The 14,504-nt window shown below is 64.1% G+C and carries 17 protein-coding genes; 10 read left to right on the top strand and 7 right to left on the bottom strand.

Translation table 11 applies throughout. From position 1 onward, the window contains the following. Nucleotides 1–302: 302 nt before the first annotated feature. From B0T44_RS08385 to B0T44_RS08375, 3 genes are read left to right on the top strand one after another with little or no spacing between them, the layout of a single operon-like run. Nucleotides 303–1,580: a hypothetical protein gene (locus B0T44_RS08385; RefSeq protein ID WP_077119000.1), complete on the top strand. Its 1,278-nt coding sequence runs from the start codon at nt 303–305 to the stop codon at nt 1,578–1,580. Then, nucleotides 1,577–2,359, top strand: coding sequence for an ESX secretion-associated protein EspG (locus B0T44_RS08380; protein ID WP_077118998.1), 783 nt, complete (start codon nt 1,577–1,579; stop codon nt 2,357–2,359). The genes B0T44_RS08385 and B0T44_RS08380 overlap by 4 nt, the downstream gene beginning before the upstream one ends. A gap of 27 nt (nt 2,360–2,386) precedes the next feature. Beyond that, nucleotides 2,387–3,136, top strand: a complete 750-nt coding sequence (locus tag B0T44_RS08375; RefSeq protein WP_077118996.1) for a class I SAM-dependent methyltransferase — start codon at nt 2,387–2,389, stop codon at nt 3,134–3,136. Nucleotides 3,137–3,164: 28 nt separating this feature from the next. On the opposite strand, the gene B0T44_RS08370 is transcribed toward B0T44_RS08375, so the two are convergent. From B0T44_RS08370 to B0T44_RS08360, 3 genes are all read right to left on the bottom strand, one after another. Continuing rightward, nucleotides 3,165–4,037 carry an alpha/beta fold hydrolase gene (locus B0T44_RS08370; protein WP_077118994.1) on the bottom strand — a complete coding sequence of 291 codons (873 nt, stop codon included), beginning with the start codon at nt 4,035–4,037 and terminating at the stop codon, nt 3,165–3,167. A 229-nt stretch (nt 4,038–4,266) separates the two neighbouring features. After that, nucleotides 4,267–5,496, bottom strand: coding sequence for an RNA polymerase sigma factor (locus B0T44_RS08365; protein WP_077118992.1), 1,230 nt, complete (start codon nt 5,494–5,496; stop codon nt 4,267–4,269). Beyond that, nucleotides 5,493–5,891: a YciI family protein gene (locus B0T44_RS08360; RefSeq protein WP_217697528.1), complete on the bottom strand. Its 399-nt coding sequence runs from the start codon at nt 5,889–5,891 to the stop codon at nt 5,493–5,495. Before B0T44_RS08360 ends, B0T44_RS08365 begins: the two co-directional genes overlap by 4 nt. A 163-nt stretch (nt 5,892–6,054) precedes the next feature. Between B0T44_RS08360 and B0T44_RS08355 the strand changes: the two genes are divergently transcribed. The 4 genes from B0T44_RS08355 (at nt 6,055) to B0T44_RS08340 (ending at nt 8,767) form a co-directional block, all read left to right on the top strand. Next, the gene (locus tag B0T44_RS08355; protein WP_077119219.1) at nt 6,055–6,777 is read left to right on the top strand and encodes a dihydrofolate reductase family protein; all 723 of its coding nucleotides are present in this window, start codon (nt 6,055–6,057) and stop codon (nt 6,775–6,777) included. 225 nt (nt 6,778–7,002) lie between these two features. Then, entirely contained in the window at nt 7,003–7,449 is a 447-nt protein-coding gene (locus B0T44_RS08350; RefSeq protein WP_077118990.1) for a hypothetical protein, read from the top strand. 249 nt (nt 7,450–7,698) lie between these two features. Next, nucleotides 7,699–8,163 (top strand): DUF5946 family protein, encoded by a 465-nt coding sequence (locus B0T44_RS08345; protein ID WP_077118988.1) that lies wholly within the window; start codon nt 7,699–7,701, stop codon nt 8,161–8,163. Nucleotides 8,164–8,248: 85 nt separating this feature from the next. Next, complete coding sequence (locus tag B0T44_RS08340) at nt 8,249–8,767, top strand: hypothetical protein (protein WP_139347906.1); 519 nt, start codon at nt 8,249–8,251, stop codon at nt 8,765–8,767. A 182-nt stretch (nt 8,768–8,949) separates the two neighbouring features. Here B0T44_RS08340 and B0T44_RS26455 read toward each other — a convergent pair whose 3' ends face one another. Both B0T44_RS26455 and B0T44_RS08325 read right to left on the bottom strand, forming a co-directional pair. After that, nucleotides 8,950–9,918: a hypothetical protein gene (locus B0T44_RS26455; protein ID WP_139347905.1), complete on the bottom strand. Its 969-nt coding sequence runs from the start codon at nt 9,916–9,918 to the stop codon at nt 8,950–8,952. 354 nt (nt 9,919–10,272) lie between these two features. Then, a complete protein-coding gene (locus B0T44_RS08325) occupies nt 10,273–10,596 on the bottom strand; it encodes a type VII secretion target (RefSeq protein ID WP_077118980.1) in 324 nt (107 codons plus the stop codon). Nucleotides 10,597–11,040: 444 nt separating this feature from the next. Between B0T44_RS08325 and B0T44_RS08320 the strand changes: the two genes are divergently transcribed. Beyond that, nucleotides 11,041–11,589 carry a DUF3558 domain-containing protein gene (locus B0T44_RS08320; RefSeq protein ID WP_254854218.1) on the top strand — a complete coding sequence of 183 codons (549 nt, stop codon included), beginning with the start codon at nt 11,041–11,043 and terminating at the stop codon, nt 11,587–11,589. 80 nt (nt 11,590–11,669) lie between these two features. Then, entirely contained in the window at nt 11,670–12,074 is a 405-nt protein-coding gene (locus B0T44_RS08315) for a hypothetical protein (protein ID WP_081511800.1), read from the top strand. A gap of 106 nt (nt 12,075–12,180) precedes the next feature. Here B0T44_RS08315 and B0T44_RS08310 read toward each other — a convergent pair whose 3' ends face one another. Then, nucleotides 12,181–12,387, bottom strand: coding sequence for a DUF397 domain-containing protein (locus B0T44_RS08310; RefSeq protein ID WP_077118976.1), 207 nt, complete (start codon nt 12,385–12,387; stop codon nt 12,181–12,183). Continuing rightward, complete coding sequence (locus B0T44_RS08305; protein WP_077118974.1) at nt 12,377–13,255, bottom strand: helix-turn-helix domain-containing protein; 879 nt, start codon at nt 13,253–13,255, stop codon at nt 12,377–12,379. Before B0T44_RS08305 ends, B0T44_RS08310 begins: the two co-directional genes overlap by 11 nt. A 318-nt stretch (nt 13,256–13,573) precedes the next feature. Between B0T44_RS08305 and B0T44_RS08300 the strand changes: the two genes are divergently transcribed. After that, the gene (locus B0T44_RS08300) at nt 13,574–14,449 is read left to right on the top strand and encodes an oxidoreductase (protein ID WP_077118972.1); all 876 of its coding nucleotides are present in this window, start codon (nt 13,574–13,576) and stop codon (nt 14,447–14,449) included. The last annotated feature ends 55 nt before the right edge of the window (nt 14,450–14,504 follow it).

Raw genomic sequence — 14,504 nt, 5'->3', positions numbered from 1 at the left:
TGTCACTCGCCATCCCCGGCAGGAAGAACACTTTGTTCGCGATTGCGGTCAGGTCCCTGCCACACCGGGCAACCCTGCGCATGCTCGCCTCCGACCAGCGTTCGCCAACGCTGCTCACACGGAATCGTGCTCACCGTGGCGCGGAGTCGCGCAAGTTGTTGTAGGCGGTGACATCTCGCCATCGAACCCTTGCCTGATCCTGGACGCCGGGTTCCACCGATCCGGGTCGCGGTATGGTGTTTTCTACCCAGAATGGGCATCCACACCGATAGGCACCGGGGCAGTCAGGCAAGGGGGGCAGTATGGCTAGTTTGGGGCAATGGGTGTCTGCGCTCGGTTTGGGTGAGGCGGAGCGCAACAAGAACAACGACACGCAGCTTGTCGAGGATCAGAAGACCAAGTGGGATTCCGACCGCGCGATCGTCAACGGCGAATGGTCCGGTTTGCTCGCCGAATACGACAGCGACCAGTTCGCGCCGCCCGCGATCACTGTGCGCGACCCGTTCGAGACGATGACCCACCAGCAGATCTACGACGCTCTGCAAGACGTGAAACCGGGCGAGATCAACACAAAAGCCGACGGCTGGCGGAACCTGACCATCGAAGCCAGGGACGCGATCGGCCATTTCACCACCGGTGTGGAGGCCGCGATCACCGAACACTGGAGCGGGCAATCCGGTGCGGCCGCTATCGACGGCACCCGCGCGTTCGCGACATCGTTCCAGAAGCTCGCGGCGAGTTTCCAGATGGTCGCGCACGGACTAGACCTCACCGAAGGCCATCTCGCGCAAGCGAAAGCATCGGTCGGCAAACCCGACAGCGTCACCGTGGGTGACAAGTTCATCAGCGCCCTTCCGATGCAGAACGTCATCAAAGGACCCGCGTATCGCGCCGCCGAGGCACAGGAAACGGCGCGCTGGGTGATGACCACCTACTACCGGCCCGGCGTCGAGGACGTCGACACCCACACCCCGATCCTCCCGCAGCCGAAGAACCCGGTCGACGACGGCACCACCACCGGCGACAACAGCAACAATCGGGGGCGGCCTTCGCCGGGCAGTACCCAGCAGCCGACGAACACCGGCAATCCGAACACCGACACCGAGGGCGACCCGCAACAGCAGAATCAGCAACAAAACCAGCAGGAACAGCCGACCACCCCGCAGTCGACAACCCCTGCCGCTACACCGCAATCCACGGTTCCCGCCGGGACTCCCCAAACCCCGAACACCGATCTGCCCAAGACGACGACAACCCCTGGCACCCCGTATGTCCCGTCCACGCCCGGAGCCCCTGGCAACCCGGGCACGCCGAGCCAGACCCCGGCTCCGGGCCGGAGCATCCCCGGCACCCCGGGCACACCCGGCAACAAACAACCCACGTCGTCGACCCAAACCCACAACGCAGGCAAACCGGGCAGAACCGGTATGCCGGGCATGATGTCGCCCGCGGCGCGCGGTGGTCAGGGCGATGACGACGACGAACACAAAACCCCCGACTATCTGATCTACGACCGCGGCAGCGAACTACTCGGCACCCAGCCGCCCGCCCTGCCGCCGGGAGGAGTGATCGGCGGATGAACGAACCCCGTTGGCGCCTGGACGGTCTGATGTTCACCCTCGCGGTGGAAGCCTTCGGCCGCGACCGCCTGCCGTACCCGATCACCTACGAACCGGAAGCCACGAACCCCGGTGAAGTCGTCTCCTACGACGACTACCAGCGCATGCGCGCCGAAGCCCGCCAACGCCTGGCCCGCATCGCCGACAACCGCCTCCACCACGCGCTCACGGTCCTCCTGGAACCCCAGGTCCGCGTCGAAGTCCACGGATTCCACGGCCCCGGCTTCGCCCAGGTGACCCGCATCCACGCAGGCATCACCGACCACTCGGCCACCATCGCCGTCCAACTCCCCGGCCCCACCCAGCAATCCGGCCGCGACGTCATCCTCACCCAACTGGCCCCCCAATCCCTACCCACCCACCTGGTGGCCCACCTCCCCACCTGCGCAGGCGGCAAATACGACCCCCTCCGCGCCCACGCCTCCGACGTCAACCGCCCCGTCTACAGCCACCACCCCACCCGCCTGTCCCTCACCGAACAAATCACCCGCATCGCCCGCCGCCCCCGCTCCGGTCTCGGCGAAATCGGCGTCTTCGCCGGCGGCGCCATCGACGCCCGCCCCACCCCCGACGTCCGCGGCTTCCACTGGATGGACTACCAACCCACCGACGGCCGCTACCTCCTCCACCACCACCCCCACAACGAATTCAGCCTCACTCCCGGCCCACCGGAAGAAATCACCCGCTGCCTCCAGCAAACCATCGAGACAACCCGCCGCAGCGTGGCACACTCCTGGTGACCGCAGTCCGAGGAGGGTGGCCTGGTGATGCTCGGCGATGAGCCGATTACGCGCGCCTACGACATCAATGCCGACTACTGGATTTCGCTGGTCCGGTCGGGCGCCGATCCGTATCAGCAGGAAATCACCGACCCTGCTCTGCTGGCGGCGATCGGTGAGGTGGAGGGCCTGCACATTCTCGATGCCGGTTGCGGTGAAGGGTATTTGGCGCGGCGACTGGAAACGTTGGGAGCCGCGCAGGTCACGGGGATCGATACCTGTCGCGCCTTCGTCGACGCCGCGACCGCGGCCCCCACGCAGCGGTGCCGCTTCCTGCACGCAGATGTCGCGGACATCCCCTTACTCGACAGCAGCATGGACTTGGTCGTGGTCAACCGCCTGCCCAACGGGTTGACCAGGCCAGGTCGGCGCTATCACGAGTTCGCGCGTCTGCTACGTCCGGGCGGGCGGCTGATCTGCATCGGTCAGCACCCCTGCTTCTATACCGCGCGCAGCGAACGAACACCGGCCGATAGCGGGGATGCACCGGCCGCCGAGTATTTCGACGGGCGAATCGTGCAGCAGCACTTCTCAGTTGGTGGGCAGCTCTCACCGGCGCCGACAGTGCAGAAGTTGTATTCACTCGAGGAATACCTCGGCATGATCACCGGCGCGGGCTTCGTGATCACCCGAATCCGGGAACCGCGCCCCACCACAGATCAACTGCGCACCGATCCACAGTGGAGCCTGCTAGTTCAACGGCCATTGTTTCTGCTGGTAGAGGCCAAGATCATGTGACCACCACCAGCAATGGGACCGCTTCGGCTCAATCCACTTCTCCGTCGAGGACCTCATGCAGTGTGCGGGCGAACGCCTCGGGCTGGCCCGCGTAACCGAATTCGCCGTCGAGGAAGCCGCCGTGGTTGCTCGGGAAAACCGTCGCCTGCTGACCGAGTAGTTCGGCGGCGGCGACAGCGGTGCGGGCGGTGAGGGTGTTCAGGGATTCCTCACCTACGGCGATCACGATCCGGGTCGGTGCCGCGGCGAGGGCGGTGGTGTCAGGACGGTAGCTGCTGATCGCCCAGGAGTGGTCGGACAGCAGTGGGTCGTCGCGGTTACCGTCGTCCTCGGACGGCATCCCGAACATGGCGGGGTCCGGGGCGGGCTGGGCGAAATAGTCGTCGGTGAACTCGCCCTGCCATGAGGTCATCGCAATGAATGCCGCCATTCCGGCACCGAACCCTTTGGCTTGGTAGGCGTCGCGGACGGCGGCGCGGGCGCGCTCGGCCGCTGCGGCGTCGGGAAGGATCGAGATGAGCGGTGGCTCGTGGGCGACCAGCGTGGTCACGTCGCCGGGATATGCGGCCACGAGGGCGAGTGCGGTGACCGCGCCGCCACTGCTGGCGAATATGTCGACCGGCCCGGCACCGAGAGCCTCGATAACGGCATGCACATCGCCTGCCTGCGCCTCGGGTGTTTGATCGGCGCGGCCGTCTTTGCGGATGCTGCGACCGATACCGCGCGGGTCGTAGGTGACCACGGTGCGCTCCGGGAAGTACGACGCCAGCGCGCGGAAACCGCTGGCCTCCATCGGCTGGCCGATCATCAGCAGGGGCGGACGCCCGTCGGCGGTGGGCAACTGGCCGTGCACGTCGTAGGCGATGTCGACTTCGGCGGTGTCGAGGATATGTGTTGTCATATCGGTGTCGACGGTGTCCGAGGCAAGAATTCATCGGCTCGGGCGAGGCAGTGTTGCGCACACGGCGGCCGATCCGCGGCGAGAACGGTCGCCGCCCCGGCTGTTGCGCGCCAGGACGTCGGTGACAACAGGCTTCGTCCGAATCGGCGCGGGTTGCTCGGGGTGCTCGGCGGTGCAAGTGGCGGGGCGGAAACTCTGTCCTGACCTCCCGTGAGGGCCGGTTCAGCCGTTACTCGTTCGCACCGGAAAGGCGACGTAGGCGGTGTCTGAGGTGGCGTTGCTCGGCGAGATTGACGGTAGTGGCGATGGCTCGCCGGTAGGCATTTGCTGCGTCGCCGGGTCTGTTGGCTTCCTCCAGGAGGTGGGCGCGTACGGCGTCGAGACGAGGAAGGCCGGGGTGGTCGGCTTCCAGCGCATCGATCTGGGCTAGGGCGATGTCATATCCGCCGGCCATGGCCTGGGCGACGATGCGGTTCAAGGTGATCGTGGGGTTCCGGTGACCGGTCACGAATTCGAGGAGCCGGTACAGCGCGAGGATCTCGTGCCAATCCGTTTTCTCGGTGTCGGGGGCCTCGGCGTGCAGGGCCGCGATACAAGCCTGAAGTAGGTAGGGGCCGGGTTCGGCGCCCGGGGCGGCATGTTCGACGAGCTCGAGCCCTTCGCCGATCAGTTCCTGATCCCACACCGACCGGTCCTGCTCATCGAGCGGCACGAGACGCCCGTCCTCCCCTACCCTGGCCGGGTGGCGGGCCTCGGTGAGCAGCATCAATGCGAGAAGACCGGTGACTTCGGTGGACTCTGGGACGCTGCGGAGGAGGAGGCGGGTCAGGTGAATCGCCTCGGCGGCGAGATCCGCGTCGCGGGGCGGCGCACCAGCGGTGGTGTGGTGCGCTTCGGTGAACATCACGTAGAGCACGTCGAGTACGGCGGTGACGCGTTCGCCTGCGTGTTCGGGTGGCGGGAGCGGCCGGCCGAGTTCGGAGACGCGCCGTTTGGCCCGCGTGATCCGCTGGGCGATGGTGCGCTCGGGGACTTGATAGACGTTGGCGATCTGGGCGGTGGTCAACCCGGCAACCGCCCGCAGGGTCAGCGCGACCTGCCCGGAGCGAGGTAGGTCGGGGTGGCAGCACAGTTGCAGCACCAGCAGGGAGTCATCGCTCTGGACGGCCTCCGGCGTCACCGGGGGGTGTAGCACAGCGGCGCGGGTTTCGCGGTGCCGGCGGCGGGCGTCGCTGCGGGCGTGGTCGGCGTACCGGCGGCGGGCGGTCGCGGTGAGCCAGGCCAGCGGGTCGTCCGGGAAATGTGTCGGCCACTGTTGGTGTGCCTGCAGCAGCGCCTCCTGGACGGCGTCTTCGCACAGGTCGAACTGGGCGCTGCCATAGCTGCGCAGCAGCCGGGCGAGGGCCTGTCGCGCGAGTTCACGCCACCGGCCCTCGCCCAGCGGAGCTGCAATGGTCATTCGTCGCCCAGGTCGCTGAACATCACCGGCCGCAGCTCGAGGGCGAGGCCGGGAATGGTGGCGTCGGGGATCTGTTTGGCCAGTTCCACCGCCCTGGCCTCGTCCTCGACGTCGACGAGGTAGAAGCCGCCCAGGAACTCTTTGCTCTCCACGAACGGTCCGTCGGTCACCTCGGGCCTGCCCCCGGAGCTGCGGATGACTTTCGACCGGCTGGGGTCGGCGAGGGCCTGAGTAGCGATGAACTCACCGCGCTCCTTGGTAGCGGCCATGAACGCGGTGTGCCCTTCTTGGATCTGTTTCTGCTGTTCGTCGGTGAGCTGCTCCAGCACCGCCGGATCGACCTGCATCAGGATCAAATACTTCACGATGTCCTCCTCGGTAGGTGCACCACTCATGTGGCAACACCTGGTGGTCGTCGCCGACAGCCCGCACACGACACTACGCACAAAAATTCTCGAGATTCTCCGCCGATGCTGTCGCGCGCGGCGCATCGGCGACGACCACCGGACATGCGACACCAGCAGTCGCGACCGTTCAGCTCTTCCCGAGGAGGTAGTCATGACACACAGCGCACGACCACAGCAGGTCCGCGTCCAATGTTTCAATATCAGCCGAGACGGGATCGGGGCAGGCGAGGCGCAGAGCTTCACGCAACCGTTCGGTCTTGCCGATGCCGGCGAACTGTTCGCCTGGGTGGGGGCCACAGCCGACTGGATCAACCGGGACCGCTGCGGCTGTGAACTACCTGCCAGGGCGCACGCCTCACGGGCTGAGCTCACGTCGCCGCCCGACCCCGGCGGCACGCGCGGTCTCGACAATTACATCGCACGCGATTTCACCCGCAATATCGGTGCCGAGATCATGGGCCGCAACAAGTTCGGCCCGCAGCGCGGCCCGTGGCCGGACCACAACTGGCAGGGCTGGTGGGGCGACGAGCCGCCATTCCACACACCGGTCTTCGTGCTCACCCACCATGCGCGCCCCTCGTTCACGCTCAGCGATACGACATTCCACTTCATCGACACCACCCCGCATGACGCAGTGCGGCAGGCCAAGGGCGCCGCGAACGGCCAAGATGTGCGTATCGGCGGCGGCGTGACCACCATCCGCGAGTTCCTGGAAGCGGACCTGATCGACGAGATGCATATCGCTGTGGCTCCCTGCGAACTCGGCAGCGGCCTGCGGCTCTGGGATAGCCCGGAAGAGTTGACCGACCGCTTCCACCTGGAGCGGGTGCTGAGCCCGAGCGGCGTCGTGCACCACTTCTTCTGGCGGCGCTGAACAGTCGGCTCAAGGGAAGTCACGGTCGCCACTCACAGCTATCCGGCACCGAAACCACAAGTGGGAACACCGCATCGGCTCGAGCCGATACAGTCGATGGAGGTTGGCATCGACTACACGCACCACTACGCTGTCGCCACTTCGAGGGGTAGCGGCGTTCGCCGACCGGGCCACGCAGCGCGCGGACCAGCTGTTGGTTCCGCGCCCGAAGGATGGACTGTGACCATGCGAATTCTCGCAATCGTGCTCGCCCTCGCCGCCGCAAGCCTGGCTGTCGGCACCGCGTCTCCCGTATCGGCGGCCCCTGCCGATACGGGAGACGCCTTGTGCAAGTTCACTTACCCGACTCCGGACGATTTCGACGTCACGGCCTCCAGCGCGACCTTCGCAACGCCGACCGCGCCCGGCACCGTCGACCTCACCATGCTGACCGACGCCGCGTCGGAGGTGAGTTACGAGCAGCGGTTCTCGGTGACCTGGGCCAACCTCGACACCGGCCGGAGCGGTCAGGAACAGGTGGTCGAGCAGGTGCAGGGCCCCGACAATGTGCTCACGATCCCCGACGTAACGACCGAACCCGGCCGCGTCCTGTTCGTGCTGCACGCCAACAATCACGGATCGGACCAGAATTACACCAACGGCGACTGCAGCGCGGAGTACACCGTCAACTGAGACGGGTAGCCGAGCGGTACCGGCTTCACCGGCGCGGGGTGGTCTCTTATGTCAAGACGTGCTTTCTTCGGTCACCACTCCTGGCGACGATAGGTGCGGTCCGGCGTCGTTGAGCGAGCACTGTGAGCGCTCGGCGGCGGCAAGATAGGCGAACGCCCGTTCCAGGGTGCAGCGAGGCGTGTTTCCTACGCGTTGTAGGGGCTTTTCGACTCGCTGTCAGCTGCGTGCCGACGGGTACCATCGGCTTGCGTGAGCGGAACTGGCAGCGGGGCCTGCGAATGCGGGGCTGCGACAGCGTGCATCGACACCTGGCACGAAGCGCTGGCGGTCGAGCAGGCCGACCCTCAGATGTACACCTGGCATGCACCGTTGGTGTGCGCATTCGTTCTTCAGCATCGCTCGCACATGTTGCCGCAGTTCGCCGACGGACAGTTTCGGATGCTCCAGTTCTATACCGATCAAGGCATAGCGGCAACGAACCGGCTCGCCCGATATCAGATCGCCCGCAACAAGAGCGGCGGCGGCTACGACATGGGGCCGTTGGGCTCGTATGCCGCTCTCCCGGTGGCAGGCTTCCCGACCGGCTTCTCTCTCAATGTCCACGACCTCAAAGATGCGAGCGGCGGGTTCGTCGGGGACGGACATCAGGCATACGGAGAACGGGTGTTTCGCCTGGCTGAGGCCACTATCCAGGCCTGGCTTCGCCTTGCTTGACCAGGTGCAGCGCGGTGCAAAAGGCCGCCGTCCATGCGCAGCCGACCCGGGGCCGAGATGAGTGACGGTGTGTTTTCATCGCGATATGGAAAGTGCTGCGGACCCTCCGAAACAGAGTAGGGCGAAGTACGTGTTCTGGCGTATGGCGTGCGGTTGCCTGGGCATCGTCATGACACTGGGGGCGTTGTTCCTGCTGGCGGACCCGATCAATGTCGTCGCCTATTACCTGGGTTACGGCGAAGACATACGGGTCGAAGTCACCCAGGGAACGAAATCGACTGGCCCCGGCCGTGATTCGATACTCGGGACGGGACGTGTGATCGGGGATAACCGCACCGTCAACCTGTACGACGCCAGCGACGGGGATGTGGTGACCGCTCGGCCACGGCTCATCGATACCGGGGCGAAAAAGTATGTGTTCCACGGTAATCGCTCGGTGCTGTCGGGGCTGACTTCGATCATCGGTGTATTCCTGCTCGGGACTCCCGGGGTGCTCCTGCTGCTCATGGGCTTCGCGCCGGTGGGTCTGCTCGTGAGACTAGAGCCGCTGATGCGCAGGCTCACCCGAGCACTCGAAGCACGCCGCCACGATGAAACCCGTTGACCCGCTTGCCCGCACGCGGCAAGCCCTGCACCGCTCATTTACCCTTGTGATCCCGCCCAGAGCGGGTATGGAAATCCGGTGTTCTCCGGCTCAGCCAAGTGCAGGGAGACGGCTCAACTGCTGGATCTACTCGGGACGGATGATTGCGCTTGAATGGCGCGGTGGTTCCACTCGGCGGCGATTCAGGTACCACCCTGGTGCGGTGGCTTGTGAAAACGTCGCTGCTGTTCGAGCGCGGCTCGGAAGCTCGGTTGCGCTTTTATCGAAAGGAATTGTTCGTCGTCGAGTGACCGGTATGTCACCCACTCGCCGCCCTTGGCGCCGATCAGCAATACGAGTAACGCGAGGAGCGGCAGCAAAATACAACCCAGCCCGAACACCATCGGGTAGGGACCTGCCTTGGGATCGAAATCTGTGAAAACCGGCACCACCCATAGGGTGACAACACCGGCCAGCGCCGCAACGCCCAGGGATATGAACAGGAGGGTCGAGACGCGCAGGTAGCGCCGGGAGACGGCGAGGCACTGTTCGCACACCGGCCAGTCACCGACGACGATTGTGGAAAGCGGAGAGGGCATTTGCCCCTTGGGTCTAGACATGTCCTTGAAGACAGGGCCGGGCATGAGGTGGGGCGACCGCGGATGTTTTTCGGTGTCGTAGAAGCGCATTTCCATGGGCCGTCGCGAAACAGCGGTTTGCCCGTGCTCAGGGCAAATATCCGGCAGAGGTTCGGCCACTTCCAATTCCAGCGGCTCCACCCGCAACGGCCGCGGGCCCTTGACCCACAAATTCTTGGTGCCGGGCAGTGGTTGCGCACAACGGCGGAGCCGGACAGCCGCGTCGCCCTCGCGGGAAGAAGACCACCGGTTCGCTGGGGTGCGGCTGACGTGGATGCCCGGGGTATTCCCCGGCGTTGCCCGAGTTCGGCTGGTATCGGACCACGTGTGTTCCTTTCTTTGCAGCCAGCCGTTGCGGTGTCGTTCCTGGAAGTAGAGGTCGTCCTCGTCCGGTTCGTCAGGGGTGACGACGATATCGCGCCAGGATTGCCGGCGGCTGCGCGCCGGTTGGGCGGTGGTGTTGTGCGCGGGCGCGGGATCCGCTGGAGGTTCGGGCACGGTGCTGGGGCGGGCCGACCTGAGCGTCGAGCGCATCGGTCAGTGTGGTGAAGAACTGCCGTGCATCGTCGGCCGCATTCCCTTTCCAGGACTGCTCGGCGATGCCCATTGCACTATCGAGCGCCTGGTGGTACGCACTGTTGTAATCGGCCAGTTTACGTATGGCGTCGGCGGACTTCTGAAGCGCAGACCAGTTGCCGCTTACGTTATCGGTGATGGTTTGGAGGGGATTGAACCCGCCGGTGATTATAGCGACCAGGTTGTTGATATGGTAGGTGAGACTGATACCGTTTCCGTTGATGATCAGCTCGAGAAGGTCTGGATAAGGATCGGAAATCTGCGGTTCGGTGAGCTTTTCTACGGGGAACTCGACGGCCGCTTGGTTGGTGCTCATTTATCCGCTCCTGCCGAATAGGCGCGGTCCAAGGCAGCAGCGGTTGCGTGGTCGGTATTTTTGTACATGATTCCCGCATTCGTCAGTTCAGTTGACGATGAATCGGTTATGGTTCCCAGCCGCTCATAGCTGGCTTTGAGTTTATCGCAAACCTTCTGCAACTCATCGAGCACCGGCGTCAAGATGAGGCCACCGCTTTCCTCTACCTGCAGCCATTCCTGAGCGTACGATATTACTCGGGCGTTCTCCTGCGCCAACCTCCAAATGTGGCGTGCCGCCTCATCGAGATCGTCCGGCTCGACTTTGAATTCGTAAACCACTCTCAACCTTCAACTGTATCTTCGCGCGAACAGAGGGCAGTGTGTTTGCAAAGCTGTCCTAGGCTTACGCTCGGAACTCGAGTCCGGGTGTTGATCGAAGCATGAGTGCATAGAACCCTCCCCTGGTCACGCTCGAGATGTGTACGACCATACCGCCACGCGGCGGGCGTTTCATTTCCAGGCCACCAACTGGTCTGTCTCGCATCGTGTTCGCGGTGCCGCAGCCGCTCTTCTCGCGTCGTCACCTGGGCTGCCCACCCCTGCAGTCGTCGCTTCCCTGAGCAGGGCGCCACGGGCGTGACATCGTGGATGCGAGGACGCCCGGCTCTGGATGCCGGGCTGGACGGAATCGGATCGCGGTATCGTGCTTCTCAGCTTGTGTGGGCCGTCCGCACCGGAGGCAGGAGGGGTATGCGAACCGCCAGTAGAGGAAACAGACGGGCCGTGGTGCGTGCGGTACTGGGCGGGGTGGCTGTTGTCGGGGTGGCTGCCGGGTGTTCGGTATACGTGGACGGGGAGCCTGCCGCAGAGGGGCAGAGCGCGACGACCACGGAAGAAGACGTTGCGTTCAACCCTTGTACAGACCTGTCGGACGAAGCCTTGAGGGCTACACGGGTGGATCCGGCATCCAAGAGCACGGTCACCGACGCGCCAACGGGCCCGGTGACATGGCGGATCTGTAAGTGGAGGTCGGCAGAGTCTTCATACTTCGTCACGGTGTCGTCATCAGTCCACACCCAGGACGAGGCCCGTGCAAACGACAAACTCACCGGATTCCGAGATGTTGAGATCGGTGACCGCGCTGGGCTGGTCTACTACGACAAAGCCGACGAAGACAAGCTGCGCTGCTACGTGAACCTTTCTGCAACGCAAGGGATGTACGAAGTAACTGTCGGCTGGGCGTACAGCAAGAAAGACTCCATACCGGAATCTCCCCCATGCAGCCTTGCCATCGAACATGCCAAGGACCTCGAGCCCTACCTCCCGGAATAATCTCCGCTCACGGCTGGGCACAAGGTAGTTCACGCGAGAAATTCACACCCGCGAAGCGGCGGCTGAACTGAGGAAGGGCGATGACAGGTACCGGGAACGGGGATGATGCGCCGCTGTCGGGCATGCGTACGCATTGGCAATCGCTGAAGACCCAGGCCGAGAACGGTGAGCTACGACTGGATGAACAGGTTGGCAAGGAACTGATGAAGCAAGCCGACCAGCTACTCACCAGGCTGGACACGATGGTCGATGCTGCTGGAGACCTCGAGCACCTGACAGGGTTCGGGGGGCTGGAGTCAGCAAAGGCACTGAAAAATAAGTTCGCGCTAAAGGCTAAGAACGGAGATGACTCTGCGGTGAAGCGTCTCCAGGAGAGCATCGAAATCGTCAAACTGATGAGGGAAACATACGAGCTTTCCATCCGAAAGCTCAATGAAACAGATCAGTCCATCGCAAGCCAACTCGGTAAGACCTGGGAGCAGTAGCAGAACTGCACCGCCGCCACGGCCTTCGCGGCCTGTTCAACGTCTAGAATGTGCAAACCCTGTTGGCATCACCAGTTGTGCTGCCAGCAGGGTTATCTCCACCAGGTCAGTAGTTGCCGCACTCTCCTGACCCTGTTCGCGTTACGAAGGCGTCCCACACGGACGGAGTGAACACCAACGCAGGCCCGGTGGGGTTCTTCGAGTCCCGAACACCGACACTGCCACTGTCCAGGTGCGCGACCTCGACGCAGTCCTTGCCCCCGGCGCTACGGCTGGACTTGAACCACTTGGCCGCGCTCAAATCATCGCTCACGCTCGTACTCCCTTGCTCTTGATCGCAGCAGGCTCTTGCTGTCGATGCTGTTCAACGCTACCTCTTGCATCGCCCGGAATGCCTTCCGAAATCGTTCGACCGCATCAGGCCTGTCGTAGTAGATGTCACTCGTATAGAACTCGATGTAGACAGTGGAAGGCTCGTGCGCGGCCGGTGCGAAATCGAGGATCGTGAAAGGGCCGGTCGAGATACCAGCGGGGAACCCGCAAGCAAAGGGAAGCACGCGCACCGTCACATTCGGCGGCATGTTTGCCAGGTGCCGAAGCTGAGCGCACATCGTCTTCCGTCCACCAACGACCCTGTTCAGCACAGCCTCATCGAGGATGAGCGACACCGTCACCGGGTTGCGCTTGCGCGTGATGATCTTCTGCCTGCCCAACCTCATCCGTACACGTCGCTCAAGCTCCTCGGCACCGTCTTTCGGGAAGTAGATTGCATCCAGAGACCTTGCGTATCCGGCAGTTTGGAACAGCCCGCTCACCATGTCCGGCCGATAGATCGTGAGCGACGATGCGGCCGACTCCAGCCCCACATACAGCTCGAAATCGTCAGGTATCAGTTCCCCATACTCATGCCACCACCCTCCGTTCTTGGACGCTGCCCCAGCCTCCTTCGCCAACCCAAGCAACGCATCCTGCCGCTCCACCTCGTCATACAACTCGCACAACCCGGTGATATCCGCCAGATGTATCCGCCCGGGATGCCCGGTTTCCAACCGCTGCACGGTCCCTGCCCCGCGCCCGATCTGCCGGGCGGCCTCGGCGATGGTCAACCCGGCAGCTTGGCGCATTTCGCGCAGGTGGCGGCCGAGTTGGCGTCGTGGCACCGTGTTGTCCACTGTGGACATGCTGATCCCCTCTTGTGAATGGCACCCCTGCCGTGGAGTGATTCTGCCGTAATCCTGGGCGGCGCACTGCGAAAACGGTTGATTGGTGCCGATTTCCTATTACCGCAGCTGATTTGGGGTGTTGGAGGTGTTGGAGTGGCGTCCGCATCGGAGATCGGGCCCGCCGCCACTTCGGCCCCTGCTGTGGCGGCGCATCCGGTATCGGCCATGGCGGGCGCGCCGGGTGGCGGTTCATATCGCCCCGGTCTCCGGTGCGCCCGGTGGGTTCGTGTCCGAGACATCCTTCCCAGAGAACTTACTCCGAAGTAAGGTCTAGCCATGGCGTGGAACCCTAGAGAGATTTCCGACCAGAGCGGACGCACCTTCATCGTCACCGGGGCCAATGGCGGTCTCGGGGCGGAGACGACGAAGGTGCTGGCCGGCAAGGGTGCGATAGTGGTCATGGCCTGCCGTAATACCGCGAAAGGGCAGGAGGTGGCGGACCGGATCGGTGGCGATGTGCGGGTCGCGGCCCTCGATTTGGCCGATCTGGAATCGGTGCGTGAGTTCGCGGACAAAGCCGACGAGTTCGATGTGCTGATCAACAACGCGGGGCTGATGAATGTGCCGTTCTCGCGGACGAAGGACGGGTACGAAACCCAGTTCGGGGTGAATCACCTGGGGCATTTCGCGTTGACGGGACTGCTGCTGGACAAAATGCGTGACAGGGTGGTGACGCTGGCCAGTATCGCGCACAAGCAGACGCCGAAACTGTGGATCGACGACCTCAACTATGAGAACCGCCGCTACCAGCGCAACCTGGCTTATGCGCAGTCGAAGCTGTCGAATCTGATGTTCGCGCGGGAGCTGCAGCGGCGGCTGAGCGCAGCCGGGTCGGCGAAACGGTCCTACGGGGTGCATCCGGGAGTGTCGGCGACGGAGCTGTTCACCCGGACCGAAACCCCGCTGGACTGGGTCAGCAAACCGGTGATCAGCCTGGTCGGGCATGCACCGGCCAAGGCAGCCCATTCGACGCTGTTCGCGGCGACCACACCCGACGCCGACCCGGAAACCTATTGGGGTCCGACCAGGCTGTTCCAGTTCCAGGGGCCCGTCGGTCCCTCGCCGTCGACCAGGCTGTCGCGCAACACCGAGCTGCAACGGCGACTGTGGGAGGAATCGGAGCGGCTGACCGGGATCAGCTACCGCCTCTGAGCTGGGACGGCGCGCGGTCCGGCAGGTGATGGGGGCTTGCCGGGCTGCGCGCAGG

The organism is Nocardia donostiensis (genome assembly GCF_002081715.1).
GTDB lineage: Bacteria > Actinomycetota > Actinomycetes > Mycobacteriales > Mycobacteriaceae > Nocardia > Nocardia donostiensis.
Note: the sequence above shows the minus strand (reverse complement) of the source record. Positions and strands in the feature narration are given on the sequence as shown.